At 65.5% G+C, this 26,110-nt stretch carries 25 protein-coding genes; 12 read left to right on the top strand and 13 right to left on the bottom strand.

Going from position 1 to position 26,110, the window contains the following annotated elements; translation table 11 throughout:
- The first annotated feature begins 3 nt into the window (after positions 1-3).
- From JNC62_RS02165 to JNC62_RS02145, 5 genes are all read left to right on the top strand, one after another.
- Positions 4-1,248: a glycosyltransferase family 4 protein gene (locus tag JNC62_RS02165; protein WP_374835498.1), complete on the top strand. Its 1,245-nt coding sequence runs from the start codon at positions 4-6 to the stop codon at positions 1,246-1,248.
- Positions 1,248-2,441 carry a glycosyltransferase family protein gene (locus JNC62_RS02160; RefSeq protein ID WP_374835496.1) on the top strand — a complete coding sequence of 398 codons (1,194 nt, stop codon included), beginning with the start codon at positions 1,248-1,250 and terminating at the stop codon, positions 2,439-2,441. Before JNC62_RS02165 ends, JNC62_RS02160 begins: the two co-directional genes overlap by 1 nt.
- Before the next feature lie 347 nt (positions 2,442-2,788).
- The gene (locus tag JNC62_RS02155) at positions 2,789-5,500 is read left to right on the top strand and encodes an ABC transporter transmembrane domain-containing protein (RefSeq protein ID WP_374835494.1); all 2,712 of its coding nucleotides are present in this window, start codon (positions 2,789-2,791) and stop codon (positions 5,498-5,500) included.
- Between the two features lie 51 nt (positions 5,501-5,551).
- Positions 5,552-6,013, top strand: coding sequence for a cyclic nucleotide-binding domain-containing protein (locus JNC62_RS02150; RefSeq protein WP_374835492.1), 462 nt, complete (start codon positions 5,552-5,554; stop codon positions 6,011-6,013).
- 217 nt (positions 6,014-6,230) lie between these two features.
- Positions 6,231-7,142, top strand: a complete 912-nt coding sequence (locus JNC62_RS02145) for an MBL fold metallo-hydrolase (protein ID WP_374835491.1) — start codon at positions 6,231-6,233, stop codon at positions 7,140-7,142.
- A 91-nt stretch (positions 7,143-7,233) separates the two neighbouring features.
- Here JNC62_RS02145 and JNC62_RS02140 read toward each other — a convergent pair whose 3' ends face one another.
- The 3 genes from JNC62_RS02140 to JNC62_RS02130 form a co-directional block, all read right to left on the bottom strand.
- Positions 7,234-7,764: a DUF1801 domain-containing protein gene (locus tag JNC62_RS02140; protein WP_374835489.1), complete on the bottom strand. Its 531-nt coding sequence runs from the start codon at positions 7,762-7,764 to the stop codon at positions 7,234-7,236.
- A gap of 94 nt (positions 7,765-7,858) precedes the next feature.
- Positions 7,859-8,614, bottom strand: coding sequence for a polysaccharide deacetylase family protein (locus tag JNC62_RS02135; RefSeq protein WP_374835487.1), 756 nt, complete (start codon positions 8,612-8,614; stop codon positions 7,859-7,861).
- Positions 8,611-9,705: a glycosyltransferase family 4 protein gene (locus JNC62_RS02130; protein WP_374835485.1), complete on the bottom strand. Its 1,095-nt coding sequence runs from the start codon at positions 9,703-9,705 to the stop codon at positions 8,611-8,613. The genes JNC62_RS02135 and JNC62_RS02130 overlap by 4 nt, the downstream gene beginning before the upstream one ends.
- Positions 9,706-9,862: 157 nt before the next feature.
- Between JNC62_RS02130 and JNC62_RS02125 the strand changes: the two genes are divergently transcribed.
- Positions 9,863-10,843, top strand: a complete 981-nt coding sequence (locus JNC62_RS02125) for a polysaccharide lyase family 20 protein (RefSeq protein ID WP_374835483.1) — start codon at positions 9,863-9,865, stop codon at positions 10,841-10,843.
- Positions 10,844-10,883: 40 nt separating this feature from the next.
- Here JNC62_RS02125 and JNC62_RS02120 read toward each other — a convergent pair whose 3' ends face one another.
- The 3 genes from JNC62_RS02120 to JNC62_RS02110 all read right to left on the bottom strand — a co-directional run bounded on the left by JNC62_RS02120 (position 10,884) and on the right by JNC62_RS02110 (position 13,343).
- Positions 10,884-11,846 carry a glycosyltransferase family 32 protein gene (locus JNC62_RS02120; protein ID WP_374835481.1) on the bottom strand — a complete coding sequence of 321 codons (963 nt, stop codon included), beginning with the start codon at positions 11,844-11,846 and terminating at the stop codon, positions 10,884-10,886.
- Positions 11,847-12,016: 170 nt separating this feature from the next.
- Positions 12,017-12,706 (bottom strand): hypothetical protein, encoded by a 690-nt coding sequence (locus JNC62_RS02115; RefSeq protein WP_374835479.1) that lies wholly within the window; start codon positions 12,704-12,706, stop codon positions 12,017-12,019.
- A gap of 136 nt (positions 12,707-12,842) precedes the next feature.
- Entirely contained in the window at positions 12,843-13,343 is a 501-nt protein-coding gene (locus JNC62_RS02110) for a YcgN family cysteine cluster protein (protein ID WP_374835667.1), read from the bottom strand.
- A gap of 245 nt (positions 13,344-13,588) precedes the next feature.
- On the opposite strand from JNC62_RS02110, the gene JNC62_RS02105 reads away from it, so the two are divergent.
- The 3 genes from JNC62_RS02105 (at position 13,589) to JNC62_RS02095 (ending at position 17,049) form a co-directional block, all read left to right on the top strand.
- The gene (locus JNC62_RS02105; RefSeq protein WP_374835478.1) at positions 13,589-15,748 is read left to right on the top strand and encodes a transglycosylase domain-containing protein; all 2,160 of its coding nucleotides are present in this window, start codon (positions 13,589-13,591) and stop codon (positions 15,746-15,748) included.
- A 163-nt stretch (positions 15,749-15,911) separates the two neighbouring features.
- The gene (locus JNC62_RS02100; RefSeq protein WP_374835476.1) at positions 15,912-16,499 is read left to right on the top strand and encodes a DUF1214 domain-containing protein; all 588 of its coding nucleotides are present in this window, start codon (positions 15,912-15,914) and stop codon (positions 16,497-16,499) included.
- Positions 16,492-17,049, top strand: a complete 558-nt coding sequence (locus tag JNC62_RS02095; protein ID WP_374835475.1) for a DUF1254 domain-containing protein — start codon at positions 16,492-16,494, stop codon at positions 17,047-17,049. Before JNC62_RS02100 ends, JNC62_RS02095 begins: the two co-directional genes overlap by 8 nt.
- A gap of 180 nt (positions 17,050-17,229) precedes the next feature.
- Here the strand turns inward: JNC62_RS02095 and JNC62_RS02090 are convergent, their stop codons facing one another.
- Positions 17,230-17,415 carry a hypothetical protein gene (locus tag JNC62_RS02090; RefSeq protein WP_374835473.1) on the bottom strand — a complete coding sequence of 62 codons (186 nt, stop codon included), beginning with the start codon at positions 17,413-17,415 and terminating at the stop codon, positions 17,230-17,232.
- Positions 17,416-17,900: 485 nt separating this feature from the next.
- Between JNC62_RS02090 and JNC62_RS02085 the strand changes: the two genes are divergently transcribed.
- Positions 17,901-18,878 carry a hypothetical protein gene (locus JNC62_RS02085; RefSeq protein WP_374835471.1) on the top strand — a complete coding sequence of 326 codons (978 nt, stop codon included), beginning with the start codon at positions 17,901-17,903 and terminating at the stop codon, positions 18,876-18,878.
- Positions 18,879-19,122: 244 nt separating this feature from the next.
- On the opposite strand, the gene JNC62_RS02080 is transcribed toward JNC62_RS02085, so the two are convergent.
- The 3 genes from JNC62_RS02080 to JNC62_RS02070 all read right to left on the bottom strand — a co-directional run bounded on the left by JNC62_RS02080 (position 19,123) and on the right by JNC62_RS02070 (position 22,117).
- Positions 19,123-19,491, bottom strand: coding sequence for a DUF1491 family protein (locus JNC62_RS02080; protein WP_374835470.1), 369 nt, complete (start codon positions 19,489-19,491; stop codon positions 19,123-19,125).
- 189 nt (positions 19,492-19,680) lie between these two features.
- Positions 19,681-20,562 (bottom strand): peptidoglycan-binding domain-containing protein, encoded by an 882-nt coding sequence (locus JNC62_RS02075; protein ID WP_374835468.1) that lies wholly within the window; start codon positions 20,560-20,562, stop codon positions 19,681-19,683.
- Positions 20,534-22,117, bottom strand: a complete 1,584-nt coding sequence (locus JNC62_RS02070; protein WP_374835466.1) for a sensor histidine kinase — start codon at positions 22,115-22,117, stop codon at positions 20,534-20,536. Before JNC62_RS02070 ends, JNC62_RS02075 begins: the two co-directional genes overlap by 29 nt.
- Before the next feature lie 482 nt (positions 22,118-22,599).
- On the opposite strand from JNC62_RS02070, the gene JNC62_RS02065 reads away from it, so the two are divergent.
- Together JNC62_RS02065 and JNC62_RS02060 are read left to right on the top strand one after the other, a co-directional pair.
- The gene (locus JNC62_RS02065) at positions 22,600-23,025 is read left to right on the top strand and encodes a DUF5330 domain-containing protein (protein WP_374835464.1); all 426 of its coding nucleotides are present in this window, start codon (positions 22,600-22,602) and stop codon (positions 23,023-23,025) included.
- 164 nt (positions 23,026-23,189) lie between these two features.
- Positions 23,190-23,609, top strand: coding sequence for a SufE family protein (locus JNC62_RS02060; RefSeq protein ID WP_374835462.1), 420 nt, complete (start codon positions 23,190-23,192; stop codon positions 23,607-23,609).
- 130 nt (positions 23,610-23,739) lie between these two features.
- Here the strand turns inward: JNC62_RS02060 and JNC62_RS02055 are convergent, their stop codons facing one another.
- The 3 genes from JNC62_RS02055 to JNC62_RS02045 all read right to left on the bottom strand — a co-directional run bounded on the left by JNC62_RS02055 (position 23,740) and on the right by JNC62_RS02045 (position 25,698).
- Positions 23,740-24,582 (bottom strand): DUF6456 domain-containing protein, encoded by an 843-nt coding sequence (locus tag JNC62_RS02055; protein ID WP_374835460.1) that lies wholly within the window; start codon positions 24,580-24,582, stop codon positions 23,740-23,742.
- Entirely contained in the window at positions 24,575-25,051 is a 477-nt protein-coding gene (locus tag JNC62_RS02050) for a helix-turn-helix domain-containing protein (RefSeq protein ID WP_374835458.1), read from the bottom strand. The genes JNC62_RS02055 and JNC62_RS02050 overlap by 8 nt, the downstream gene beginning before the upstream one ends.
- A gap of 206 nt (positions 25,052-25,257) precedes the next feature.
- The gene (locus tag JNC62_RS02045) at positions 25,258-25,698 is read right to left on the bottom strand and encodes a Ros/MucR family transcriptional regulator (protein WP_374835456.1); all 441 of its coding nucleotides are present in this window, start codon (positions 25,696-25,698) and stop codon (positions 25,258-25,260) included.
- Positions 25,699-26,110 lie beyond the last annotated feature (412 nt).

The raw sequence follows: 26,110 nt of genomic DNA, 5'->3' as shown, positions 1-26,110 counted from the left end.
AAAGTGACATCACAGAAGAAAATCGCCGTCATCCTGAAGGGCTATCCGCGGCTGTCGGAGACCTTCATCGCGCAGGAATTGCTGGGGCTGGAAAGGGCCGGCTTCGACCTGACGCTGATTTCCATGCGTCGTCCGACCGACACCAAGCGTCATCCCGTCCATGACGAGATCCGGGCGCCGGTACACTATCTGCCGGAGTATCTCTACCAGGAGCCGCTGCGCGTTATCCGCGGGCTCATCAGGAGTTCCCGCCTGCCCGGCTTCAAGGCCGCCTTCCGCGCCTTCCTCAAGGATCTGCGCCGTGACCTGACGCCGAACCGCTTCCGCCGTTTCGGCCAGGCCGCGGTGCTGTGCGCCGAGTGGCCGGCGGGGGTGGACTGGCTGCACGCCCATTTCATCCACACGCCGGCATCCGTGGCGCGTTACACCAGCCTGATGAACGGCATTCCCTGGACCTGCTCGGCGCACGCCAAGGACATCTGGACCTCGCCCGACTGGGAGCTCGAAGGCAAACTCTCGCATAGCCGCTGGACGGTGACCTGCAACCAGACCGGATTCGACCGCCTGCGCGAGCTTGCGAACGGCAAAAACCACGTGCACCTCAGCTATCACGGCCTCGACCTCGACCGCTTCGGGCCGTTTGCGGGCGCGCATTCGCTGCGCGACGGCTCCGACCCTGACCATCCGGTGACGATCCTCAGCGTCGGCCGCGCCGTCGACAAGAAGGGCTACGACGTGCTGCTCAAGGCGCTGTCACTGCTGCCCGCCGATCTTTGCTGGCGGTTCGTCCACATCGGCGGCGGACCGAATCTTGGCGCGATGAAGGAACTTGCCGACAAGCTCGGCATCGCCGGCCGGATCACCTGGAACGGCGCGCTCGACCAGCAGGACGTGCTCGACCACTACCGCAGGCCCGACCTGTTCGCGCTGGCCTGCCGCATCACCGCCGACGGCGACCGCGACGGCCTGCCGAACGTGCTGGTGGAGGCGTCGAGCCAGCGGCTCGTCTGTGTCTCGACCAATATTTCCGGCATTCCGGAGCTTCTGAGGGACGGCGAAAACGGTTTCGTCGTGCCGCCGGAGGACCCGAAGGCGCTGGCGGCTGCGCTCGAAAGGCTGATCCGTGATCCGGCGCTGCGCAAGCGTCTCGGCGAAGCGGCGGAACAGCGCGTTCGCGCCGAATTCGATCACCACACCAGCATCCGGCAGCTGACGACGCTGTTTAAGACCGAATGGCAGGCGGCCTGATGAGCGAAGTCGAAAAGCCCGGCCCGCGCGTGTTCTTCTACGTGCAGCATCTTCTCGGGATCGGCCACCTCGCCCGCGCCAGCCGCATCGCCCGGGCCCTCGCCGGGGACGGATTCGACGTGACCATGGTCACGGGCGGAACGCCGGTGCAGGGTTTTCCCGGTCCCGGAATACGCCATGTCGAACTGCCGCCGGTGGTGGCCGGCGATGCCGGATTCTCGGGTCTTGTCGATCTCGCGGGCCATCCCGTCGATGACGCCTTCCGGGACCATCGCCGCCACCGCCTGCTGGCCGCGTTCCGTGAAACCAGGCCGGACATCGTCATTATCGAGGCCTTTCCTTTCGGCCGCCGCCAGGTGCGCTTCGAGCTGCTGCCGCTGCTCGACGAAATAGCCGCAATGAAGGAACGGCCGATCGTGCTCTCGTCGCTGCGCGACATCCTGCAGGAGCGGAGCAAGCCCGGCCGGGACGAGGAGAGCGTGGCCCTTGCAACCCGGCTGTTCGACGGCATCCTCGTGCATGGCGATCCCTCGTCGTTCGCACGGCTGGAGGACAGCTTTTCGCTGGCGGGGGCGATTGCCGATCGGGTCATCTACACCGGCCTCGTCGCCGCCCCGCCGCCAGCCCCGGCGTCCGAGCGCTTCGACATCCTTGTGTCGGCCGGCGGCGGAGCAGTCGGCGCGACGCTGAACGCGGCTGCCGTCGCCGCCGCCCGCGCCCTGCCGCAGACGTTGCGCTGGTGCCTGATCGCCGGGCCCAACCTGCCGCAGGCCGCCTTTGACGCGACCGTCGCGGCCGCGCCGGACAATGTCCACGTCACGCGCTTCCGTGCCGATTTTCCGGGCCTGCTGGCAGGCGCACGGCTCTCCGTCTCGCAGTCCGGCTACAACACCGTGTGCGACATCCTGCGCGCCGGCTGCCGGGCCGTCTTCGTGCCGTTCACGGCCGGGGGGGAAACCGAGCAGACCGCCCGTGCCCTGCGCCTGGAAAGGCTCGGGCTGGCCACGGTTGTTTCGGAAGCCGCGCTTTCGCCGGAGAGCCTGACGCGGGCAATCGCGACGGCGATGGAGCAGCCGATGGGATCCGTCGCGCCGCTCGACCTCGACGGCGCGGCGAAGACCTCCGCGATCCTGCGTCGCCTGCTGGCCGGCACCCGCGTCTCCGACCTCGCGCGCGAGAGCGCGGCGCGCTAAACCCGCTTGCGGAAGAAAAACCAGTTCGGACACTGAGATGCGAACAAGCCAGAGAGCGAACGTGCGGCAGCCCGATCAGAAGGCCGCGACACAGCCTTTGCCTGCGAACCGGCCCTCGCCGCCGCCGTCGGACGGCCAGCACCTTGCAATCAATGCGAAAACGCATTTCACTGCAGCATGGGAAGCTGATGGCTGCGGTGCGAGATGCGCCTTTTCCGGAGCGATTGAGATGCCTGGCTCGCGGTTCGAAATCCTGATAGCGCACCCGTCGGCCGGCGCGAAACTTGACGAGACCGGCTCGCCATCGTCGCGCGTGCGGCCCGTTTTCTTCACGGTCTGAACGGTTCATGGAAAAAGGTCTCGCAAGCTACATCTGGACCCACACGCGCAAGCAGCAACTCTGGATTCTGTTTGTCGTGGCGCTGTCGATGATCCCCTATTTCATGTCGTTCGACCTGCCCAAGCAGATCGTCAACGGGCCGATTCAGGGACAGGGGTTCGAGGGCGAAGCCGCGCGGCAACTCTTCATGCGGATCGAGTACGACCTGCCGCTGTTCGGCAACGTCGTGTTCTTTCCGGGGATCGAGCTCAACCGACTGCAGATGCTGATGGCACTCAGCCTGGTCTTCCTCGGTCTCGTCGTCGTCAACGGGGTGTTCAAGCTCTACATCAACACCTACAAGGGCCGCCTCGGCGAGCGGCTGCTGCGCCGCATCCGCTTCGAGTTGATCGATCGCGTGCTGCGCTTTCCCCCCGGACAGTTCAAGCGGATGAAGGGGGCGGAAATCGCCAGCATGATCAAGGACGAGGTGGAACCGCTCGGCGGCTTCACCGGCGACGCCTTCGTCGCTCCGGCCCTGCTCGGCGGCCAGGCGGCGACCGCGCTGTTCTTCATCTATGTGCAGAACATCTGGCTCGGCATGATCGCCGGCATCATCGTCGCGGTGCAGGCCGTCCTGATTCCGCGCATGCGGCGGCGGTTGCTGGTGCTCGGCCGGGAAAGGCAACTGACCGCGCGCGAACTGGCCGGCAGGGTCAGCGAAATCGTCGACGGCATCGGCACGATCCGCGCCTTCGACACCTCGAACCTGGAACGCGCCGACATCGCCGCCCGGCTCGGTCGGATCTTCAAGATCCGCTACGACCTCTACCAGTGGAAGTTCCTGGTCAAGTTCATCAACAATTTCCTCGCCTCCGTCACGCCCTTCCTGTTCTACAGTATCGGCGGCTACCTGGCGCTGCAGGGCCGGCTCGACATCGGCCAGCTGGTCGCCGTCATCGCCGCCTACAAGGATTTGCCCGGCCCGCTGAAGGAACTGATCGATTGGGACCAGGCGCGCCAGGACGTTCAGATCAAGTACACTCAGGTCGTCGAGCAGTTCAAGGTCAACAAACTGATCGATCCCGCCCTGCAGGCGGTTTCGATCGACGAGCCGATCCGTCTCGACGGCCCGCTCTCGACTTTCAACCTGACGCTTGCCGACGACAGCGGCGCCCGCACGCTCGAGCACGTTTCCGTCCAGTTCGAGCTGGGCCAATCCACGGCGATCATCGGGGGGGCGGCAGCCGGCGGCGAGGCGCTGGCCGAGGCGATCGGCAGGACCGTGTGGCCGGAATCGGGACGCATCATCGTGGGATCGAAAGACCTGCTCGAACTGCCGGAATCGGTCGCCGGGCGGCGCATCACCTATGTCACCTCTGACGCCTACTTCTTCTTCGGATCGCTGCGCGACAACCTGCTCTATGGACTGAAGCACGCACCGCTCAGGGCCGCCGTGTACGACGACGCCCACATCGGCCAGCGCAAATGGGAGATCAACGAGGCCAGGATGGCCGGAAACCCCGATCTCGACATCCACAGCGACTGGATCGACTATGAGGCGGCCGGCGCAACCGGGCCGGAAGACCTGTTCCACTCGGTGGCCGCGGCGCTGGACTGCGTGTACCTGACCAAGGACATCCTGGAGCTGGCGCTGCGCTCGACCATCAATCCGGCGACCCACGCGGAACTGGCGGCGCACATCGTTGCGCTGCGCCAGACCTTCCGCGAGGAACTGGAAAAGGCCGGGTTGGGCAACCTTGTCGTGCCATTCGAGCCGGATCGCTACAATATCGAAGCAACGGTCAGCGAAAACCTGCTGTTCGGCAATGCCATCGGCGAAGAACTGATGGGCCGCGCCATCGGCCGCAACCAGTATTTCGTCGACCTGGTTACGCGCAACGGCCTCGATCGCATTCTCTACCAGATGGGCTACGAGATCGCCGAGAACGCGGTCGAGCTCTTCGCCGGCCTGCCGCCGGATCATCCGTTCTTCCAGCAGCTCACCTTCATGACGCCGGACGACATCCCCTATTACCAGCAGCTGTTGCAGAGGCTGAAGGGCAAGGACTTTGCCGAGACGACGGACGATGAAAAGCACGACATCATCCGCCTCAGCTTCGCCTACATCGAGCCGCGGCACCGCTTCGGCCTGCTCAGCGACGAGCTGATGGCCAAGATCGTCGACGTGCGCCGCCAGTTCCACGAGGGAATGCCGGATGAGATGAAGGGAGCGATCGATCGCTACGATCCGGACACCTTCACCGCCTCGGCCAGCATCATGGACAACGTGCTTTTCGGCCGCGTCAGCCACCGTCAAGCGGACGGCCCGGAGCGGGTGCGGGCCATGGTGATTTCGCTGCTCGGCGAACCAGGCCTTTACAATCAGGTGCTGTCGATCGGGCTGGAGTTCAATCTCGGGCCAGGCGGCCGCCGCATCACCCAGGTCCAGCGCCAGAAGCTCAATCTCGCCCGCGCATTGCTGCGCCGTTCCGACTTCTACGTCTTCAACCGCCCGCTGCCGGCGCTCGATTCACGCTTGCAGGAGCAGATCTGCCGGGACGCGCTGGCTCTGCTGCGAAGCCGCAGCCCGGGTTCGGCGATCCTCTGGGTGCTGTCGAACACGTCGCTGACCGACCTTTTCGATCGGGTATTGATCTTCGACAAAGGTCGGCTGGTGGGAGATGGTAAACATGGTGACCTTGCAGACAATGCAACATTCAAGGAATTGGTGTCATAATGGGTCGATAAAAGGCCAAAGGCCACCAACACCGGGGGGACGGACGAGACCATGCTTTTGAAGGACGAGGTACAGATGCTGCGGCGGGTGCCGCTGTTTGCCGGAGTCGAACCCACGAAGCTGAAGCTTCTGGCGTTTACCTCCGATCGGGTAAGCTACGCGGCCGGTGAAATCCTGTTCAGGCAGGGTGACCGCGGCGACGCCGCCTACGTCATCCTCACCGGCAAGGCCGACATCCTGGTGGAGGCGCCGGGCGGCCAGATCAAGGTGGCCCAGGTCGAAGACAACTCGATCGTCGGCGAGATCGCGATCCTCTGCGACGTCTCGCGCACCGCGACCGTGAAGGCGGCGACCGACCTCGAGGCGCTGCGGATCAGCAAGGAGCATTTCCTCAAGCTGCTGACCGACTTCCCCGAAATGACGATCGAGATCATGCGTGAGCTCGCCAGCCGCCTCAGCCGCACCACGATGGAACTCACCGAGGCGCGAGCACAGGCACGCAAGCAGGATTAGGCCGACGCACCGGAAAGGAACCCATTGCGGCATTGAAACGTTGAACGGCAGAGCATTATCAGGCTGTGTTTTCCGCGACCAAGTTCATACTCGCAAAACAGTTTCACTTTCGCTACGCTTGTAAAACCGATTGTTTCTGGGGCACCGGAAGGAACTGTGGAAGGCTAGATGTCTTGGCCGCCTTCGGCGGCCTGAAAAAGGTCAGGCAGATATGAACATGTTGGGAAGGCCGCCGCATTCCAGGCGCGAAACGCAAGGCCCCCGCCGGCTGAAGGACAACAACGGCGCGAACGATGTCCTGTCTGTCCGCTTCTGGGGCACGCGCGGCAGCATCCCCGTCTCCGGAGCCCAGTTCAGCCGCTACGGCGGCAACACCGTCTGTGTTGAGATCCGCTGCGGCGACAACGTGCTGGTCTTCGATGCCGGTTCCGGTATTCCCCCCGCCGGCCTCGCTATGAAGGCGGAGAACGTCGACAAGGTCGATCTCTTCTTCAGCCACTGCCACTACGACCACATCATCGGCCTGCCCTATTTCAAGCCGCTGTACAGCCCCGATTGCGCAGTGAACATCTGGTCGGGACATCTGGCGGGCGTCATGACGACCTGCGAGATGGTCTGCGAATTCATGCAGCCGCCGTGGTTCCCGGTCGATCCGAAGATCTGCCGCGCCCATCTCGGTTATCGCGACTTCCGCGCCGGCGACGTGCTCGAGCCGCGCCCTGGCGTGACGGTGCAGACCGGCAACCTCAACCATCCCGGCGGCGCGATCGGCTACCGCATCGAGTGGAACGGGCGATCGGTGGCGATGATCACCGACACCGAACACGTGCCGGGCACCCTCGATCCGGAAGTCTTGCGGCTGATCGAGAACGTCGACCTGTTCATCTACGACTGCTGCTATACCGACGAGGAAATGGAGATCTTCAAGGGTTTCGGCCACTCGACCTGGCAGCAGGCGATCCGCCTGGCCCGGGCCGCCAATGCCAAGGCGATCGCCTTCATCCACCATGCGCCGTGGCGAACCGACGCCGAACTGGAACAGATCGACCGCCTCGCAGCCGCCGAGTTCCCCACTTCCTTCTCCGCCCGCGACGGGCAAGTTCTGGAATACGCCACCGTCGGCAGTTGAAGCCGTGCAATCTGTCAGTTTCACTTGCTGGCTCGCGCCGGCTCGCGTTCCAGGGAGACGGCCTGTCAGACGTGCATCCTGCACCGGTCATTTACATTCGTTCGCCCGGCAATCGGCTGGCTTGCTCCACCCATGCGACGAACTGCGCTTCGTCGAGCGCGTCGTCCTCGTGGATATCGAGATAGCGGACCTCCTTGTTCTTGGAGCCGCCGGGAGGGAGGGGACGCAGCGACGTCCCGCGGAAGAAGGCCACCTTGATGTACTTCGTGAAGCAATGGTAGCTGAGAAACCAGCCTTGGCCCTCGATCCCATAGAATGGCGAGTTCCATTTGACGGCTTTTCGCACGCCGGGGATGGTACGGACGATGAGCGCGTCGAGACGGCGCCCGACATCGCTTTTCCAGCCCGGCATTGCGGCGATATAGGACTGCACCGGAGCATCTCCGTCACCTTTTGCGATCTGCGGGTTGCCGCCCGAAAGCAGGGGCGGCCCGCCGCCAGCAGGGGGAGCCACGCGCTCGGTTGCGGGCGACCGGCTGCGCGTCTTCCCTTTCGCGCCCTTGGCCTGTGTAGTGGTCGCCGGCACCGACGTCGCCAGCGTCTTGCTCGTCCTTGACGACATTGCGTTCCCCACGATTGGTGCGCCTGAATGTAAACACAAGCACAGAACGTCGATATTGGCGACTCGTGTCTCGGGCGCTATCGCGATAGATGCTTCAGGATCCGCTGTTGCCGACGATTGCCGACAGCCTGGCCCAGGTGCAGGCCGGATGACCGGTCGTCCGCTCGAACAGGGCCTCCAGGAAGGTCCACACCGCAGCATCGTGGACGAGGTGGTGGGTGAGCAGGCCGAGCGTCCCGCCACCCGCCTCCATTGCCCGCAATCGCGCCACCATCTCCCCGACCAGCACGCCGGCATCGCGTCCGCCGCGGGTTCCGCGCCAGTCCATCACGTCGACATGGGTGTTGAGCGACCGCAGCGCCGAATTCGTTTCCGGGCCGAAGACCGAGAGCGCGCGGTAGCCGATGCCGCCAAGCTTCGGGATCAGCTCCGGATCGATCCGGTTCCATGGCGGCACGAGCACGGGCACGAACCGGTCGCCGTGGAGGCGTGAAAGATGCGTCAGTCCCTTTTCTAGCGAAGCGAGCACAACATCGGCCGGCCGATGGGCGCCGAGTTCCTGCTTCTTTTCGCCGCCAGGCGCGAAATTCTCGTGCGACCAGCCGTGCACCGCCACCTCGACATGCGCCGCCGTCGCCAGCCGATGCGCCAGCGCCCCGCCGGTGAAGGCGGGGATGACGGCAAGCGTCGTCGGAACGGCGTAACGGCCCGTCAGCGTCAACAGCCGTTCGAGGGGAGCCGTCGGTTCGATCGCGTCGTCGTCGCGCAGCCACGCCGTCGCGATCTGCCCCCGCTGCTGCCAGCGATCGAGTTCGTCGAGAAGCGGCTGCCACACGGCGTCGTCGTTCATGCGCGGCCTCCCAGATGTCGATGCAGGAGGTCGTCGAGGCGCTGCGCCGCGCGTTCGAGCGAGCAGTCCTCGGTCACGAAGCGGCGCGCGGCCTCTGCCATGCGATCCCGCTCATCGGCCTCGGTCAGCAGCCGTTCCAGTGCCGCCGCATAGGCGCCAACATCGCCGGCCGGCGTCAGCAGGCCCGTCACGCCGTGGCGTACGACCTCCGGCACGCCGGCGACCGCCTGCGCCGCAACCGGCAGCCCCGCCGCCTGCGCCTCGAGATAGGCAAGCCCATAGGCCTCCCCGGTCCCGGGCCAGGCGTAGGCCCAGGCCTGCCGCAGGATTTCGGCAACCTCCTGCGTGCTGCGCTGCCCGTGCCAGGTGATGCGTCCGGGCGGGAGCGATGCGAACAGCGACGCCACCTCCTCGCGCAACGGCCCGTCGCCGACGATTGAAAGCGTCCATGGGGCGTGCGGCAGACACGCCAGCGCGGCCGCCAGCATGCGGTAGCTCTCCATCTTGTCGCCGGCGCGCATCATCGCGACCGTGACGAGCCGGCCCGGCTGCGGGCGCGGTTGTTGAGCGAGGAACGGCGCCGGATCGATGAACGGGCGCAGCAGCACGTATCGTCCCTCCGACGCCCCTTCGAGAAGGCCGTCGCGGTCGCGGCGGGTGAAGCAGATGTTGACGGCGGCCGAGCGCACCGATTCGATCAGGCGCTCCTGGTTCTGTGCCCATACCCCCTGGTTGCGCCGCCGGGAGTAGGACGCCTCCGCGGTCAGGTAGGCCACCCCGAACCGGCGGGCGAGGTGCGGGCCGATCAGATCGGGCGCCTTGTAGTAGGGGTGATAGCAAAACCAGGCATCGGGGGCACCTTCGAGCTCCCAGAGCGTCGACAGCCGCGCGACCTCCGCGTCGGCGTCGCGGTCGATGTCCGCCCTCGCCTCCCCGGCCGGGTCGGAGGAGAAGCTGCGCAGTTCCGAGGCGACCGTCACCGTGTGGCCGCTGCGCTCGAGCGCCTCGATCAGGAGCCGCGCCATGAGGCGGTCACCCGAGGGCACCGGGTGGTTCGGCGATTTCAGCGGAGCGTAGAAGGCGATCTTCATCAAGGAGCCTTCTAGCGCAACGGCGGCCGGTTTGAAAATGGCCCGGGCACCGCACGCCGCGTCACGCCTTGAAAACCGGTGCGCATCCCCTGCAAAATTGATAGGTGGCAAGACCATTTCCGCGCTGGTCCGGCGGAACATCAAGAGGAGCTATCGGATGCCTGCCCTGTTGCCAATCGCCCGCACCACGCTGGCCGCTCTCGTCCTTGTGGCGGCTCCGATGGCCGCCTCCGCCGAGGATGCGGCGCAGCGGAAGCTCTACGACGGCTTCAACGCGGCCGATTTCGCCGAGACCGGCGGGCTCTACTACCGCGACAACGCCGAGCAGCAGGCGGGAACGGTGACGTTCCAAAGCGAAGTGAAGCGCGAGGGTGCCGGTGCCTTGAAGCTCAGCATCCGGCCGCTCTGCCATGCCGACAGCGAAGGCTGCAGCGAACGGGCGGAAATCTGGGAGAAGACGGAGCTGCGCGTGCCCTACGATGAAGGCGTGTGGTTCGGTTTCTCCGTCCTGTTCGTCGATCCGATCCCGCAGAACGACCACCGCTACCTGATCGCCCAGTGGAAGCGCGAGATCGGGCCGGACGCGGAAGGGGACTTCAGTCCCTTCCTCGCCCTGCGGCTCGACAACGGAAAGCTCTTCGCCACGATCGAGAGCAACTACCAGGATGGCACCACGGCGGAGCTGAGGGACGGCGTGCCTGCATGTCCGGCCGGAAGCACGCCGGTGTGGCTGCGGCCCGAGACCAACCAGATGCGCTCGCTCGTCGCCCATGACGCCGACTGGACGGCCGAGGACGCCAAGGTCTTTCCCAGTTGCACCGACAAGCTCGTCGTCACCCACCACGGCAATCCGCTGCCGGCTCCTGCCTCCGGCTGGATCGACTTTGCCATCTATACCAGACCGGGTCCGGACGGCACCGGCCACATCGAGATCTTCGCCAACGGGCGGTGGATCGTGACGGCCAAGGGCTATATCGGCCACAACGACCGCGGGCTCGGCGAGAAGCAGTACTTCAAGTTCGGCCCCTACCGTGCAGCCGGCGAAGGCGAGTGGACGCTCTACTACGACGATTTCCGCCGATCGCCTGACTGCATCGACGTGTTGCGCGACGAGAGGGCCTGCGCGGCGGTGCGTTGATCCTTTCGCCGGTGTCTGGTCTGGTTCCCGGCTACGACGGCTACCACGGCTTCCACGCGACCAGCAGCCCGCCATCCTCCCGCTCGGCGCGCTCGCACAGGGCCATCACCTCCTCGATCGGCGCGCGGCGGGGGGCCTCTCCTGCAACCAACGCGGCGTCGGCGACGGTCACCGCACCACCACGGCAAACCACGGTGAAGAGCAGCGGGCCGGTCGCCCACCAGGCCGGCGCATCGGGCAAGTCCACTGCCACCTCGGGCAGCGCGGCCAGGATACGCCGGAAAACCGGATGCGCCGCCGGCGCCGCAATCATCGAGTTGGTCAGGAGGAGGCTGCCCGCCCCGGTATCGCGCGGCGTCCTTTCCGCCAGCGCCGTCAATCCCACCAGCGGCATGACGTCGTGCAAGGCGATGTCGAGCCGGGCCGGATACCAGTCGCAGTCGAGATAGATGCCGCCGAACCGGTCGAGGATCAGATAGCGGGCGACGTCGACCGCCCCCGGCAGATCGCCGGCGTCCCGCATGGCCGCAAGGATCGGATGCCGGTCGAAGCCCGCCGCCTGCAGATCCGCCTCGCGCCACAGCCGATACTCGTAGCCGTGACGGACAGCATGGTCGGCCCATGCCCGCGTCGACACCGGCAGGTCAGCCGCGCCGATCCAGACCTGATGGATGACGCGCGGCACCGGCTGCCGTCCCGCGTCGGCCAGAGCAGCGCGCTCGTCCGACGCGAAATGCCCGTAGCGCGCCAGTAGCGCCGGCGGCGGCACCAGCGTGTGCTGGTAGCCGATGCGCCGGATCGTGTCGCCCTGCCGCTTGGCAATCTTCAGATAGGCCGAATGCAGCTTGCGCGGCAGGCCGAGAACCGTCCGCGGCCCAAGGAGATGGTTGTCGGTGTCGGTCGCGATGGCCTCGAGGACCCGAAGGGCATCGTCAAAACGCCCCCCGTCCCGGAGTTGCTCGGCCTGCTTCAGCCGTGCCCTGAGGCTTTCCCTGTCTGCCATCCACAATCCCGCCGCCGGTCCATCCGCGTCTCTGGGCTAGCGCGGAAGGCAGAGCGGCGTCAACGGCCGTTTACCGCATCCGCCCGCGTTGCACCCCGCCATCGGAGCGGCGCGCCCTCGACGGCGCGCCGGGATGATGTGGATGCGCCAAACCTTCCGCCGCGTTGACCTCAGTCGCGTCCGCCGAAATGGCGCCGGGGCATCAGGAAGCGTGTGATCGTCTCCTTCTGTCCGGGTTCGAGAACCGCCTCCAGCGCCGTTTTTGCAGCTTTCAACTTCTCGGCCTTCTGCGCTCGATTTTCAACGCGCGCAATCATGCGATCAAGCATGTCGAAGCCGCCCTGAGCGGCACGATCGCCCCCCGCGGCTTGCTGATCGCCGGTCGGCGTCTGTGCCTCGTCACTGCCCGGGGCAACATCCGCCTCCTCCCCTTCCATCATCATGGATTCGTCATCCGTCATCATGCCGGCGCGCGCCGGCATCGGCGTGGCGAAATCAACGAAGGCGGCGGTGAAGGTCCGCCAGGCGTCCAGTTGCGCCGTCTTGATGCCGGCCGCTGTTTCCGCCGCGGCAAGCCGCATCGCCAGCCACTCGCCGACCCTGGCACCGTGCCAGCGCCGGGGGCCGCGGTCGCGATCATGCCGATACTCGCCATGCCGGTAACCGCGGTCCATCCGGTCGTCGCCATGCTCGCCATGCATTCCGGCCGCCATGCCGGGATGCATCATGCCGGGTTGCATCGGCTGTCCGGCATCCTGGGCAAGCGCCGGCAGCGCGGCGGTGGCCACCAGCGGCAGCGCCAGCGCCAGCACAAGAGTCGTCCGGACCTTGTAGGAGTGAGGGGGGTTGAGGTCGGTCATCGTGCTGCTTCTCCGTGAGTTTCGTCCCTTGCAAGACGAAACTAGGAGCACGACGTGTCCGGTCCATGGCCCGAACCTGTGAAAACGCAATCGGCTGATGACTTCTGCGTGATTGGGCGGGTGAATTGCAACCGTTTCAGCGGTTACCGGCCTTGCCCACCTCAAGCGGCCAGGTGACGAGATAGTCCTCGTAGTCCTCGATATCGATCCCCTCCTCGCTGACCGTGCGGCCGCGGGCGGAGATGCCGGCCTGGTGGACTGTCTCCGGATCGCCGGAGACGAGGTAATGCCACCAGTAGAGGTCTTCGCCGTCGCGGACCAGGCGATAGGCGCAGGTGGGCGGCAGCCAGCTGATCTCGTCGACCGACTTCACCGTCAGCCTGATGCAGTCCGGCACGGTCGCCTGGCGGTTGTCGTAATCCTTGCAGCGACAGGTGTGCTCGTCGAGCAGCTGGCAGCGGATCGAGGTCCAGACGACTTCGCCGGTATCCCAGTCCTCGAGTTTGTTGAGACAGCAAAGCCCGCAGCCGTCGCAAAGGCTCTCCCACTCGCTGTCTGTCATTTCAGCCAGCGACTTGGTCTGCCAGAATGGCCGCGCGTTGCCGACGTTGTCGTCGACCAGCGGAAGCTTCTTCATCTCGTTCGTCGCACCCATGCCTGTCCAGTGAACCCAACCGCCTGAAAGGTCAAGCAAAAGCATCGGGTCACAGCGCAAACTCGCCTTGCGGCGCGGAAAGGCTGTGAAAGCAAGGGCGCCTCAACCAGACGGCGCCCGCGCCGACCTGGCAACGGAACGGAAACCATGTTGTTTTATCGGTGACGTTTGCCTGTTATCGTTAGGCAGAGCCGGCGTGTCGCGCCGCGCAGATGAGGGATGAAGCCTTGCAGGACCAGGATCCGTCGCCAGTGGAACCGCCGGGGGAAACGCCGCGTCGCCGCAAACGGCATATTCTGCTGCGGATCGATTCCTGGATCGATTCGACGATCTGGAACGCCGGCTTCCGCCTCGCCGAGTGGTGGGAAGAGGTCACCATCTTCTTCCGCCGCTTCATCGTCAAGGGCTGGAAGCGGGCGCTGTTCGAACTTGTCGGCGAAGGTATGAACCTCGGCACGGCGGGCTTCGTGCTGCTCCTCGCGCTGGCGCTTCCCGCCTTTGAGGAGACCAAGGGCGACTGGCGCAACAAGGGCGATTTCGCCGTGACCTTCCTCGACCGCTACGGCAACGAGATCGGCCATCGCGGCATCATTCACGAGGATTCCGTGCCGATCGACGAGTTGCCCGATCACCTGATCAAGGCGGTGCTGGCGACCGAGGACCGGCGGTTCTTCGACCACTTCGGCATCGACTTCCTCGGCCTTGCCCGCGCCATGACCGAGAATGCTCGCGCCGGCAGCGTCGTGCAGGGCGGCTCGACGCTGACGCAGCAGCTCGCCAAGAACCTGTTTCTCACCAACGAGCGCACGATCGAACGCAAGATCAAGGAAGCCTTCCTGGCGCTGTGGCTGGAAGCGAACCTTTCCAAAAAGGAGATCCTGCGCCTCTACCTCGACCGCGCCTACATGGGCGGCGGCACGTTCGGGGTCGCGGCCGCCTCGCAGTTCTATTTCGGCAAGGACATCACCGATGTGGACCTTGCCGAAGCCGCGATGCTGGCCGGGCTGTTCAAGGCCCCGGCGCGCTACGCCCCGCACGTCAACTTGCCCGCCGCCCGGGCCCGCGCCAACGAGGTGCTGACCAACCTCGTCCAGGGCGGGCTGATGTCGGAGGGCCAGGTGATCGCCGCCCGCCGCAACCCGGCGAGCGTCATCGACCGGCAGGAGAAGACCGCGCCGGACTTCTTCCTCGACTGGGCCTTCGACGAGGTGCAGCGCATCGCCCGCCCCTTCGCCCAGCACTCGCTGATCGTGCGCACCACGATCGACATGGGCCTGCAGGCCGCGGCCGAAGAGGCGGTGGAGACGGGGCTGCGCCAGTACGGCGAGAGCTTCCGTGTCAAGCAGGGGGCGCTGGTGATGGTCGAGAACGGCGGCGCCGTGCGCGCCATGGTGGGCGGCCGCGACTACGGCGAAAGCCAGTTCAACCGCGCCACCAAGGCGCTGCGCCAGCCGGGCTCGTCGTTCAAGGTCTACACCTACGCGGCAGCGATGGAGAAGGGAAAAACGCCGGAAGACACCATCGTCGACGCGCCGATCACCTGGCGCGGTTGGTCGCCGCAGAACTATGGCCGCAGCTATGCCGGACGGGTGACGCTGATGACGGCACTCTCGAAATCAATCAACACCGTGCCGGTGCGGCTCGCCAAGGACTTCCTCGGTACGGAGGTGATCGCCCAGACCGCCAAGGCGATGGGGGTGGAAACGCCGCTGCGCACCGACAAGACCATGCCGCTCGGCACCTCTGAATTGACCGTGCTCGACCAGGCGACCGCCTATGCGGTCTTTCCGGCCGGCGGCATGCAATCGCGCCGGCACGGCATCACCCAGATCCTGAACTACAATGGCGACATCCTCTACGACTTCGGTCGCGACGAGCCGCCGGCCAACCGGGTGCTGTCGGAAACGGCGAATGCCAACATGAACCGGATGCTCGTCAACATCCCGGTGAACGGTACGGCCCGCAAGGCCGCCCTCGACGGCGGCATCGTCACGGGCGGCAAGACCGGCACCACCCAGGCCTACCGCGACGCCTGGTTCGTCGGCTTCACCGGCAACTACACGACCGCTGTCTGGTTCGGCAACGACGACTATACCTCGACCAACAACATGACCGGCGGCTCGTTGCCGGCAATGACGTTCAAGCGGCTGATGGACTACGCCCATCAGGGCATCGAACTGCGGTCGATCCCGGGGATCGAGAACCCGCTGCCGGGGGCAGCACCGAAAACGGTGGTGGCCGGCACGGGCAAGGCCGAGGACACGCTTCCTCCGCTTGTCCGGCCGCGTTCGTTGTCGGTCGGAACGACGCGGCTGCTGCGCTCGATTGCCAAGGATCTTCTCGACGCCAAGCCGGTTTCCGCCGACGGCCGCGTGGCGGCGCTGTGAGCCGGTGGGCATGACCCCGATCGCTTCCAGTCGATGGCCCGTCGCTGCACTTCAGATGGGAATCGATTTCGGCGCGGAATCATGCAAGGGTCTGACGATTTCCGCCCGATGTTGCGTGTGCCGGGCGCAAGAAGACCGTCGCATCTCCAATCGGTAGGCCGCTTTGTTCCGTATCCCCCTGCTTGTCGCCCTCGCCCTTGCGATCACCTTCGGTCTCGGCACGTTCTCGGCGGTCTGGGCGCTGAAGGCGACGATCGGCTTCGGGTCGATTGCGATCGGCCCGTGGAACGCCTTTCCCAACGCCCAGACGAGCAGCGCCGACCCGTATGCCAGAGCGCACCGGGCACGGGACGGGGCGCTGCTCTTCGGCAGCGCGGAGGGTCTGGTCTTCCGTGCCTCCCACGACAGCAGCGGGCTCATGCTCACCGGACGCTGCACCTATGACGTGGCCGGACTGACTCCCCCTGCCCGCTTCTGGACGCTCCACGCCACGACACCGGACGGCAAGCCGTTGTCACTCGATCGCAACATGCCCGCCGGGCTGAACTCCTGGACGGTCCTGCGGGGCGCCGACAGCAACTTCACCATCCGCGCGGCTGCCGGGGCCCAGCCGGGCAACTGGCTGGCCGTGCCGGCGGATCAGCCGTTCCGTCTGGTTCTGACGCTGCTCGACACGCCGGCGGCGGGCAGTTCCGGGGTGGTTGACCTGTCGATGCCGGTGATCACCCGGACCGGATGCAGCAATGCGTAGCGTCATTTTCGCCGTGCTCGTTGGCATACTCGGCGCCGCAGCGCTGCACATCCTGATTATCCTGGCCGTTCCCGGCTTCACCGGCAACGACGCCTATACGCGAATCACCGAACTCGGCGAACCGCTGCATTTCTACCCGTTGCTCAACAAACCCGGCCCCGGCGACGCGGTTGTGAACGACGACCCGGGCATGCGGATCGCCGTCTGTGCGCTCTCGGTCGCGGAGCGTCCCGTGCGGCTGTACGCCCCGGCCGGTGTCCCGTTCTGGTCGATCGGCCTGTTCGACAGCGCCGCAAACGAGGTGTTCAGCATGAACGACCGCACGGCCGTGGCCGGTGCGCTGGATGTCGTCGTCGCGACGCCGATCCAGTTGAACGCGATCCGCAAAACCCTGCCGGAAGAGCTGTCGCGATCGATCCTGGTCGAGATGACGGACGAGGAAGGCTATGCGGTGCTGCGCACCTTCGTGCCGACCGCGACGATGGACGAGGCTGCCCATTTCTTTCTTGGCAACGCCGGATGCGAGGCGATCGAAGACCAGACGGAATGAGGCCGCAAGACGCGCAAGCCGACGATTTCGCAGCGTACAGTATCGCCTTGGCTTGGTGTTGGTTGGGTGCTTGCGCTTGAAAGCGGACAGGGACCTGTAGACGTGCGCTGCCTCAAGGAGGCATTTGTGGATGTGCGCGGTCGGCGCGCCGCAGACAGACCTCAGCGAGCGCGAGATGGACTAGCGGCGAGCGTCGTTGCCGGTTTCGCTCGCTTTTCTGGCGCGCTTCGCAGCGATCATGGCCGGGGTCAGTCGCTCGTAACGCACACCGGTAAACAGCAGCACGGCTGCCGGCGCCTCGTGCCAGACCTTATCGCGTCTGGGCGTGCGCGATAGTCGTTCCTGCAATCGTACCACGTCTGCCATTCTCGCCTCCTTAACAAGAATTGAGACGGATGAAGGACCGCACATAACTCACCCGGTACGGGCCGGTGCTACCGTATCCGCTGCCGACGGTGGCGTTCGAACGTCGAACAATTCCACCACAGCCAACCTTGAACGGATGAAAGGCACCGATGGTTTCCCGACGCGGGAAAGAAATTGCCTGCCGCCTTCGTCCAAGGCACCCGGTACTCGCCGCTGCTCGGCATCCGCGCGAAGCAGCCTGCGCATGTCGGGAAGCATAGCACGTGGTTTTCGTTTGCCCATGCCCCTTCCCACCATCGAATCGTAGTGCGGTTACGGTTAACATCTTGCTAATTCTTTTCGTCTAATTGTTGGCAATCATGGGTTTCAAGCGGCTGTGGTTCCATGCGAACCGCTGACCTGTCGCACTCCTGCCGTATCCGAAAGCCGTAGGATCGGTCGGACCGCGTCGGTCAATCGCTGCAATCGCGTCAGAGTGGTACGTCGTGGGGGACAGATTTCGCGAACTGGAACGACCGCAGTCGGGACGGCCGAAGGATATCGTCCTGATGGCGACGGTCTCCGGCTTCGAAAGCCTCTCCCGGCCGACGCGCTCTGACCTCCGACAATTCCACGAACTGTTTGTCGCCACCTACCTCGCCTCCAGCGACGAGGCCCGCCGGCAGGCGGTCGCCGCGCTGTCGCAATGCCCCGTCGTGCCGCAGGAGACGGCGCTGTTCATCGCCCGCCAGCCGATTGCGATCGCCGCTATCTTCCTCACCGGCTCCAGCGCCATCAGCGAGGCCACCCTGCTTGCGATCCTGTCCGGCGCCTCACCCGCGCACGCCCGCGCGATCGAGCGACGCCACAGTCTCTCACCGCGACTGATCGAGAGGCTGGTGGGGCTGCATCAGGAACACCGCAGCCGTGCCGCCGCCGACCACGCGGCCGCCCTGGCCGAGGCGCGTCGCCTGGCGCGGGAAGAAGAGTTGCGCGACGAGATCAAGGCGCTGGCGCGCGCGCAGGTATCGGCAGAGGCGGACCTGGCACCGCTGGCCGCAATCGCCGAGATGCATCTGGCCCTGCTCGTCCGTTTTGCGCGCTCCGGCGAGACGGGCATGCTGTCGGTGACCCTTGCCGATGCGCTCGGCTCCAGCCAGTGGCTCACCGAGCGCGTCCTGCTCGACATTTCCGGCCAGCAGCTCGCAACGGTGCTGGTTGCCCTTTCCGCACCGAGGGCCGATTGCACCTTTGTCCTCACCCGTCTCTATCCGCACCTTGCGAAGTCCGGGCGGGCGGGAAGCCACGCCGACATGGTGCTGGCCGGGCTCGAACGGACGGCCTGCGTCGCGCGGGTCGAAAGCTGGCGCCGGGCGGACGCCTACACCTATCGCGACCGGCCGCAACCGGCTGCCAATGGGACCGAGACCCCTGGCGAGGCCGCCGATTTTTCCGTCGAGACGTGGCGGCGGGCGGCAAGCTGAACGCCAGCGGCGCGCGACGCCACGCTCATTTCCGGAATTCGTGATCGCACTCTGCCTGCGGTGTAACAACCCGGCCTCAGCGGCCGGTCGCCTGCTCGCGCAGGTCGGCCCGAACCGCCGCAAGCATGGTGGCGACGAACATGCCGGCGACAAGCAGTACGAGGGCAGGAAGGGCGATCAACATCGCGGGACTCCGGTTCAGCAATTCCGGAACCGTTGTGCCACGGCCACGCCGCCGGCGCTGTTACCGCCGGAACAGGAGATCGTCCCGTTCGGCCGCTGCCTGTTCGACAAGAGCGCCGATTTCGTCGGTCTCCAACGCCACGATCCACAGGTCCGGATCGAAGCGGATTTCGCGATCGAGCGCCTCGGAAACCGCCTCGCGCGGCTGGCGGTCGAGCCGAAGCTCGAACAGGCGCCTGCCGGTGGTCTCGTCGTCGAAAAAGCTCTGCGGCGCGGGCGCGTAGAGCGATTCCGTGCCGTCTCGGAAGGACTGGCGGACAAAAACGGCACCGCCTTCCGCCGCGCCCTTGCGCTCGATTGCGGCGAAATCGCCGCGGGCGAAGGCGTTGCGGACCAGGGCGGCGGCGAAGATCTCGGATTTCAGGCGCATCAGGTTCAATAGCGGCAGGCTGGCCGCGACGCAACCGGCCCGCGCGCGACCTGCGACGCCCTTACCCGCTCTGGTGCGGATTGCCAGGCGATCCGCCGGTGTTGCGCCGGCCGCCCGCAAGCCTCGCGATGACGGCGCGCAACGGGGTGCATCCTCGCCGCCTGCCCCCAAAGGCGGCTCCGCTTCGCGTCAGAGCGCGCCGATTTCCTTCAGCTTGTTGAGCACGAGCTCGTTCGGCTCACCTGTGGTCGGCAGCCGATAATGCTTCTCGAAGGCACGGATGGCCTCGCGGGTCTTTGAACCGGCCACGCCGTCGACGGCAATGTCGGCATAGGCGATGTTGCTCAGTCCCTTCTGGATCTTCATCACAAGCGCGCTCGATTCCGCCGGTTTCGGCGTCGGTGCCATGGCCGGTTCGGCCTCGGCGGCGCGGATGGCGGCAGCGATCGGGTCGATGCCGGCTTCCATATCGGAGGCGCTGCCATCCGGCAGCGGCCGCTGTGCCGGCAGGACGGCCACCTGCGCCGGCAGGTCGCCATGCAGCGCTGCCAGCAGGTCCTCGTTCGGCGCGCCCGTCACCGCAAGCCCGCGCGCCTGCTGGAAGCGCCGGATCGCCGCCATCGTCCCTTCGTCCATGCGCCCATCCGGATCGCCCGCATGGAATCCCTGCCGCGCCAGTTCGGTCTGGATCTCCAGAACGAGTTTCGACGGTTGCGCCCCGGATGCGGCGGTCGCCTCGGCGGCCTGCTCGCCCTCGCGCTCGATCAGGAAGGTGGTGACGTCTGTGGGCGGCTTGCGCAACGCCGAGAACCCGAGCGCATTTTGCGCCGATCGCGTCTTCAGGATCGGCGACGGATGACCACCCGGCTGATACCAGAGCGCGTTGGCGGCGACGAAGGAAAAGACGACGGCAAAGGACGCGCCTCCGCCGATCACGGACGGATGACGGGCCGCGAAGGCGCCGAGCGCGAGCACGGCGCGTTGGAGAAGGCCGGGGCCCGCGGCCTTCCGCTTGGCCGCCTTGCGGCTGCGACCACCCCGTTCAGGCTGTTTTCGCGCGCGTGCCGTCATGGCCCCTGTCCTTGTCGCCGTCCGGGATGCCTCCCTCGGTCATGCGCATCGGTATCGCATGGTTGCGCTCGCGGGAATACAGGCGCGGCGGAAATTCCTCAGCATTGTCTTCAGCACCCTGGCCCACGGCGATGCCAACCGCGCGCGACCCGTCCGCCGGTATCGTCACGGTGACCTGCGTTCCCTCGCCTGCCCTGCTGCGAATGGCAACGCTGCCGCCGTGCAGCGTCACCAGCCCCTTGACCAGGGACAGTCCGAGGCCGGTTCCCTCGTACTTGCGGGTATACTCGTTCTGGACCTGCACGAACGGCTGGCCGATCACTTCGAGCTGCTCCACCGGAATGCCGATGCCCGTATCACTGACGCAAAGCACGAGATCGGCCCCTGCGCGGGTCGCATCGATGGTGACGAGGCCGCCCCTGTCGGTGAACTTCACGGCGTTGCCGACCAGATTGATCAGGATCTGCTGCAGGGCGCGCTGGTCGGCGACCGCCTCGCCGACGTCATGCGCCACGCGACTGGTGAGTTGCACGCCCTTCTGGCGGGCCTGCAGGGCCAGCATCTGCTCGCAGGTGCGCACGCTTTCGGCGACGGCGAACGGCTCGAGCACCAGCTCGTAGCGGCCGGCTTCGATCTTGCTGACATCGAGCATCGTGTTGACGACGGAGAGCAGGTGACCGCCCGACTGATGGATCAGCGCGACGTATTCGCGCTGGCGATCGTTTTCCAGCTTGCCGAAATACTCGCCGGCAAGAATGTCGGAGAAGCCGAGGATCGCATTGAGCGGGGTGCGCAACTCGTGGCTGACCGCCGCGAGGAACCGCGTCTTGGCATCGTTGGCCGATTCCGCTTGCGCCGCCTTGCGCGCGCTGTCGCTGCGCAGTTCGGCCTCGGCGGAAATGTCGCGCGACTGGGCAACGATCGAGGCGAGCAGGCCGGCCGCGTCGCGGACCGCCGTCATATCGGTGCGCACGTACAGGAACTGCTCGCCGTCCATGGTGTTGCGGCGCTGCTCGAGCCGGATATCGACGCTCACATGATCTTCGCCCTGGCGAAGGCGATCGATCGCCTGCAGGAAGCCGAGCCGGTCGGAAACATGGATCTGATCGATGAAACCGCGCGCGAACGGATCGCGCATCGCAGCCAGCATCGCCTTGCGCTCGCGACCATGCACGGCCGTGACGTAGCCGCGCGGGTCGTGCAGCGTGACGAGGCCGGCAAAAAGATCGTAGCACGCGCTCTCGGAGGCGACGGGGCCCGACTTGGCCATCGCGCCTGCGCGGCCGCCGGCTTGATGCCGACCGAGGGCCGACGACATGGCCGTCGCAAGCAGCCCGCCGGCAGCGGCAAGCGCTGCGCCCGCCGGAAGAGCGGAGGAAAGCGGCATCACCGTGGAGAGCGCCAGCGGCAGCACCGGAACGGCGACCAGCGCCGTCAGGAAGATCGCCCGCAGGCCAACACTCGCCTCGCCAGCTGCGCCAGAGGTGCGCACGTCACCCGTAACAGATGCCGCGGTGGCCGCCATTCTGTCAGCGATGTCACTCAGGAAACGCACGCAATACCCTGCCGTCAGTCGTTCTTTTATCTGCGACCAGAATCGCACCGGCGGCTTAGAAAAGATTAAACACACCCCGCCGGAAAGGGGCCGAAAGCGCCGAAAAAGCCTGTTTCAAAGCAATACAGCCGGCATTCGCGTCGTGTGGTTAATAGGGCGTAAGCGTTTCAAAATGCGGCATTTTTTCGTCTGCGTTAACTTCTTTGGCGCCCCCTCCCAGGCCGGAACGCCGGACTTCAAGGCGCTCCGGCCGACCCGCCCTGCCATCATGCTTAACGCCGGCCCCTAAAATTTGAGAGAAATGCCGGTCAAATGCCGATCGTTCAAGTTTTATGCAAATTTGAGGAAAACCCGAACGATTCCGGCAAAGGGCCATTTTCCTGCCATCGCTATGCTCCCATCAATAGCTTGGAACGGGTAGACCGGGACGGCGACGAGGCAGCGGTCGGCAAGAGCCGCGCCGGAAAAGGATGGGCAAGGCGATGTGGTTTCTGATCAAGGGAGCGTTCTGGTTCTCATTGGTGCTGGTGCTGCTGCCGCTGTTCGACAACGAGGCGGCGACGAAGCTGCAGCACGGTCCCTCCGTCGAAATCGGCGACACCGTCAGCGCCGCCAGTGAAGCGCTCTCCTATCTTTCCGCCCTGTGCCTGCAAAAGCCCGACGTCTGCGAGAAGGGTGCGGAAACCTTCGTGGCGCTCGGCCACCGGGCACGGGAGGGCGCGCGCGTCGCCTACAAGCTGCTCGATGCGCAGTTTGCCGATCCGGCCGACAATCCTGCAGATGCCAGCGCCGCGCTGGCACAGCCGATGCCGCCGCTCGCCGCAGCCGAACCGGAGGCAGCCGAGGCCGACACCGTCGTTACCGGCACGATTGCCGTTCCTTCGCGCCGGCCGGACGCGGTCCGGTAAGAGCCGGTCGCATCTCTCCGCCTGCCTGTTTGCTCCTGCAGCCGCCGCGAGGATCGTCCCTGCCTCGCGGCGTTTCTTGTTATGATGAACAGCGTTGCAGCCGTCCGGTTCAAATCGGCGGCATTCTGCATTATATGTCTGCCAGACATGGAATTGGACCCGACATGACAGACCTTGCCCAGATCATCGATGACTTTGCCTTTCTCGACGAGTGGGAGGACCGCTACCGCTATGTCATCGAACTCGGCAAGGCGTTGCCGGAGTTGAGCGAAGACAAGCGGACCGCGCAAAACAAGGTGCAGGGCTGCGCCAGCCAGGTCTGGCTCGTGACGCATGCGGACGGTGGCGGCGACCCGGTGCTGACGTTCGAAGGCGATTCTGACGCGCATATCGTGCGCGGGTTGGTGGCGATCGTGCTCGCCATCTATTCCGGCAAGCGCGCCTCCGAAATCGCCAGCACCGACGCGCTCGACGTGTTCAACAGGATCGGCCTGGTCGAACACCTCTCCTCCCAGCGCGCCAACGGACTGCGCTCTATGGTGCGGCGCATCCGCGACGAAGCCTCCATACGCGTCGCCGCGTGAACGCAGGCGCGCCGCGATTGCTCGCATCCGCGCGCGGCGCTGTGGGTCCCGGGTACCCACATGCCCTTGACGGGAAAACCGGCTCGCCGGCCGGCGGGAGACGGGCGTCCCCGCCTGCGCGATCCTCCCTTCATGCCGATCCGGCGCCGCCGCCGCCGCCGAGGCGGGAGGCGATATCCGGCCGATAACCTTCCGCCCCCCAACGATGCGGCCGCGGCAGAGACAACTGCGGCGCGTAGTGGCGTGACAGCGCCATGAGCGCGGTTCGCAGCATCAGCTTGGCCGACCGGACCGGCCACTGTCGCTCGCGCTCCACCGTTTCCAACCCCTTCAGGAAGCAGCAGACGTCGAGGGCGACGCCGCAAAGTTCAGGCCCCATCGCATCGATCGCCCGTTGCAGACGCTGGCGGGCGGCGAGCGCCGTGTCGGAGATCTCGCGCGCCTGCCCCATCTCGCCGGCGGTGCGCACGGACAAGCGCGGCTGCCAGGCCATCGTCATTCGCGGTTGAAGGCCGGCACGATGGAAGTCACGGGCCAACTGCTCGGCCGCCGCGATCGCCTCCTCGGACAGAAACGGCGTTCCCGCCTTGTCCTTCAAGCGCGCCAGCGCCGAGAGCGGCGACTCGAGCAGGTTGACGCTGACCGGCTGGCGGGTGGCCGATACCTGAACCGTTCGCTGCTCAAGGTCACGATGCTGGTTCTGAAAGCCGTCGCCACCGCAACGCAAGCGCTTGATGTAACCGCGGGTTTCAGGCGAGGCCGCCACGGCCGCGCCGCGCCGTACCGCCAGCCCCACCCGCATCGCGTGTTCGAGCACGGCGCGTGTCACCGTCAGCTCCCGGCCGCAGGGCTTTTGCAGCCGAACCGGCTCGGTGTCCGACATCGTCACGCCGCCGCCGGCGTCGACGAGGAAGCGCAGCAAGGCCACAAGCGGCCGCCCGGCTGTGGTGGGTTCGCTCTTGCTTTCACTCATGATCGATCGCCCCCATCGTGCCGAAGACCGTCAGGGTGATCCGCTCGACCGTTGCGACGAAGTCGTCGAACGCACGGTCGTCGCGGCGGTCCTCCACCACATTGCACGCGTGGCCGACGGTCGTCCGGTCGCGCCCGAACGCCGCACCGATGTCGGCGAGTGAAATCTGCAGCGCGACGTGGCAGACATACATGGCGATCTGGCGGGTATGGGCCGCGGCACGGCGACTGTGGCGCCGACGCAGAACCCTTTCGTTCGACAGCGACAGCAGTTCGGCGACGAGCTGGCGAACGATACGACAGACCGAACGCACGGTGGGTTCGCACCGCTGGAAGACACCTGCGCCGCCGAAGGCAAGGGCCAGCAGCCGGGCACGCCTGAGCCGGAGGCGGCGCTTTCCATCGCGGCGCGCCGCTTGAGAACAGGCGGGAGTGTCGGGGATGTCGGGCGAAGGCAGGGTATCGGGCATTGCACGCACTCCGTTGATAGGAATTTATTCATATCACCCATACAGGAAGCGGGGATGAACGGAGCGTGTCAATGCACATTTCAGTTGAAATCACAGGATAATTACCAGAATCTATCCCACAATAGGTATTTTTTCCTTTATCCCAACACAAAAATGCCGGGCCACAAACGCGACCCGGCGTGTTCGATCGGCTTTTCTCCGCGCTGTCAGCGCTTTGTCGTCTTGCGCCGCTGGCCGAGGCCCATTTCCTTCGCCAGCCGCGAACGTGCTTCGGCATAGGACGGCGCGACCATCGGATAGTCCGCCGGCAGGTCCCACTTCTCGCGGTACTGCTCCGGCGTCATGCCGTAGTGGGTCATCAGATGCCGCTTGAGCGACTTGAACTTCTGCCCGTCTTCCAGGCAGATGATATAGTCGTTCTGCACCGACTTGCGGATCGGCACCGGCGGCTTCGGCTTTTCAGCCTGCACCGGCTCCTCGACGACCACGCTGGGGCGCGACGTGTTGTTGAGCGCGGCGTGCACGTCGGCAATCAGAGTCGACAATTCGGACACCGGCACGACGTGGTTGCTGACATAGGCGGCAACGATATCCGCTGTCAGTTCGACCAGCAGATTTGAGCCGTTGCCGTCGGAAGTCTCAGTCATTTTCATCTCCTGTCGGACGATCCGGCTGTCACGCCTGGGCAACAGCGGAATCAAACTGCGTAATGTGCAAAGCATACCTTGTGTTTTCCGGGTAAATCTGCCCGCATCCCGGAAAGCATGCCGCCGCGGCAACAGATTCACACTGCGCTAATATTACTTCCGACATCGGGGCGCCCCTCACCTCTCCAAAACTTGGCCAGATCCGCGTTAGGAAAGGAGCACTTCAGAATGGCCGCAACTTAGACTGGAGTTCATCGCGCAAGCAAAATCAACACACACGCTTTACTTGAAGTGGAATAACATCGTTTTCAAGAAAGTCCAATAATATTTTGGAGATCAGAATGTGTGTCTTGTACATCCCCCATTTGGGGGAGTTGCGGACAAAAAGCGGCGCATCGGCCGGTTTGGTTAC

Origin of the sequence: Mycoplana ramosa, from assembly GCF_041930185.1 — a bacterium.
Lineage (GTDB): Bacteria > Pseudomonadota > Alphaproteobacteria > Rhizobiales > Rhizobiaceae > Mycoplana > Mycoplana ramosa.
The sequence above is the reverse complement of the archived record's forward strand: the minus strand, read 5'-3'. Positions and strand labels throughout refer to the sequence as shown.

Bases quoted from the DNA above. Each gene is read 5' to 3' on its own strand.
- JNC62_RS02090 (WP_374835473.1), bottom strand. From the start codon at position 17,415: ATGGCAGACGTGGTACGATTGCAGGAACGACTATCGCGCACGCCCAGA.
- JNC62_RS02130 (WP_374835485.1), bottom strand. From the start codon at position 9,705: ATGAAGATCGCCTTCTACGCTCCGCTGAAATCGCCGAACCACCCGGTG.
- JNC62_RS02050 (WP_374835458.1), bottom strand. From the start codon at position 25,051: ATGCCCGATACCCTGCCTTCGCCCGACATCCCCGACACTCCCGCCTGT.
- JNC62_RS02145 (WP_374835491.1), top strand. From the start codon at position 6,231: ATGTTGGGAAGGCCGCCGCATTCCAGGCGCGAAACGCAAGGCCCCCGC.
- JNC62_RS02075 (WP_374835468.1), bottom strand. From the start codon at position 20,562: ATGACGGCACGCGCGCGAAAACAGCCTGAACGGGGTGGTCGCAGCCGC.
- JNC62_RS02095 (WP_374835475.1), top strand. From the start codon at position 16,492: ATGCGTAGCGTCATTTTCGCCGTGCTCGTTGGCATACTCGGCGCCGCA.
- JNC62_RS02060 (WP_374835462.1), top strand. From the start codon at position 23,190: ATGACAGACCTTGCCCAGATCATCGATGACTTTGCCTTTCTCGACGAG.
- JNC62_RS02110 (WP_374835667.1), bottom strand. From the start codon at position 13,343: ATGAAGAAGCTTCCGCTGGTCGACGACAACGTCGGCAACGCGCGGCCA.
- JNC62_RS02135 (WP_374835487.1), bottom strand. From the start codon at position 8,614: ATGAACGACGACGCCGTGTGGCAGCCGCTTCTCGACGAACTCGATCGC.
- JNC62_RS02120 (WP_374835481.1), bottom strand. From the start codon at position 11,846: ATGGCAGACAGGGAAAGCCTCAGGGCACGGCTGAAGCAGGCCGAGCAA.
- JNC62_RS02055 (WP_374835460.1), bottom strand. From the start codon at position 24,582: ATGAGTGAAAGCAAGAGCGAACCCACCACAGCCGGGCGGCCGCTTGTG.
- JNC62_RS02125 (WP_374835483.1), top strand. From the start codon at position 9,863: ATGCCTGCCCTGTTGCCAATCGCCCGCACCACGCTGGCCGCTCTCGTC.
- JNC62_RS02160 (WP_374835496.1), top strand. From the start codon at position 1,248: ATGAGCGAAGTCGAAAAGCCCGGCCCGCGCGTGTTCTTCTACGTGCAG.
- JNC62_RS02155 (WP_374835494.1), top strand. From the start codon at position 2,789: ATGGAAAAAGGTCTCGCAAGCTACATCTGGACCCACACGCGCAAGCAG.
- JNC62_RS02140 (WP_374835489.1), bottom strand. From the start codon at position 7,764: ATGTCGTCAAGGACGAGCAAGACGCTGGCGACGTCGGTGCCGGCGACC.
- JNC62_RS02080 (WP_374835470.1), bottom strand. From the start codon at position 19,491: ATGCGCCTGAAATCCGAGATCTTCGCCGCCGCCCTGGTCCGCAACGCC.
- JNC62_RS02045 (WP_374835456.1), bottom strand. From the start codon at position 25,698: ATGACTGAGACTTCCGACGGCAACGGCTCAAATCTGCTGGTCGAACTG.
- JNC62_RS02150 (WP_374835492.1), top strand. From the start codon at position 5,552: ATGCTTTTGAAGGACGAGGTACAGATGCTGCGGCGGGTGCCGCTGTTT.
- JNC62_RS02115 (WP_374835479.1), bottom strand. From the start codon at position 12,706: ATGACCGACCTCAACCCCCCTCACTCCTACAAGGTCCGGACGACTCTT.
- JNC62_RS02065 (WP_374835464.1), top strand. From the start codon at position 22,600: ATGTGGTTTCTGATCAAGGGAGCGTTCTGGTTCTCATTGGTGCTGGTG.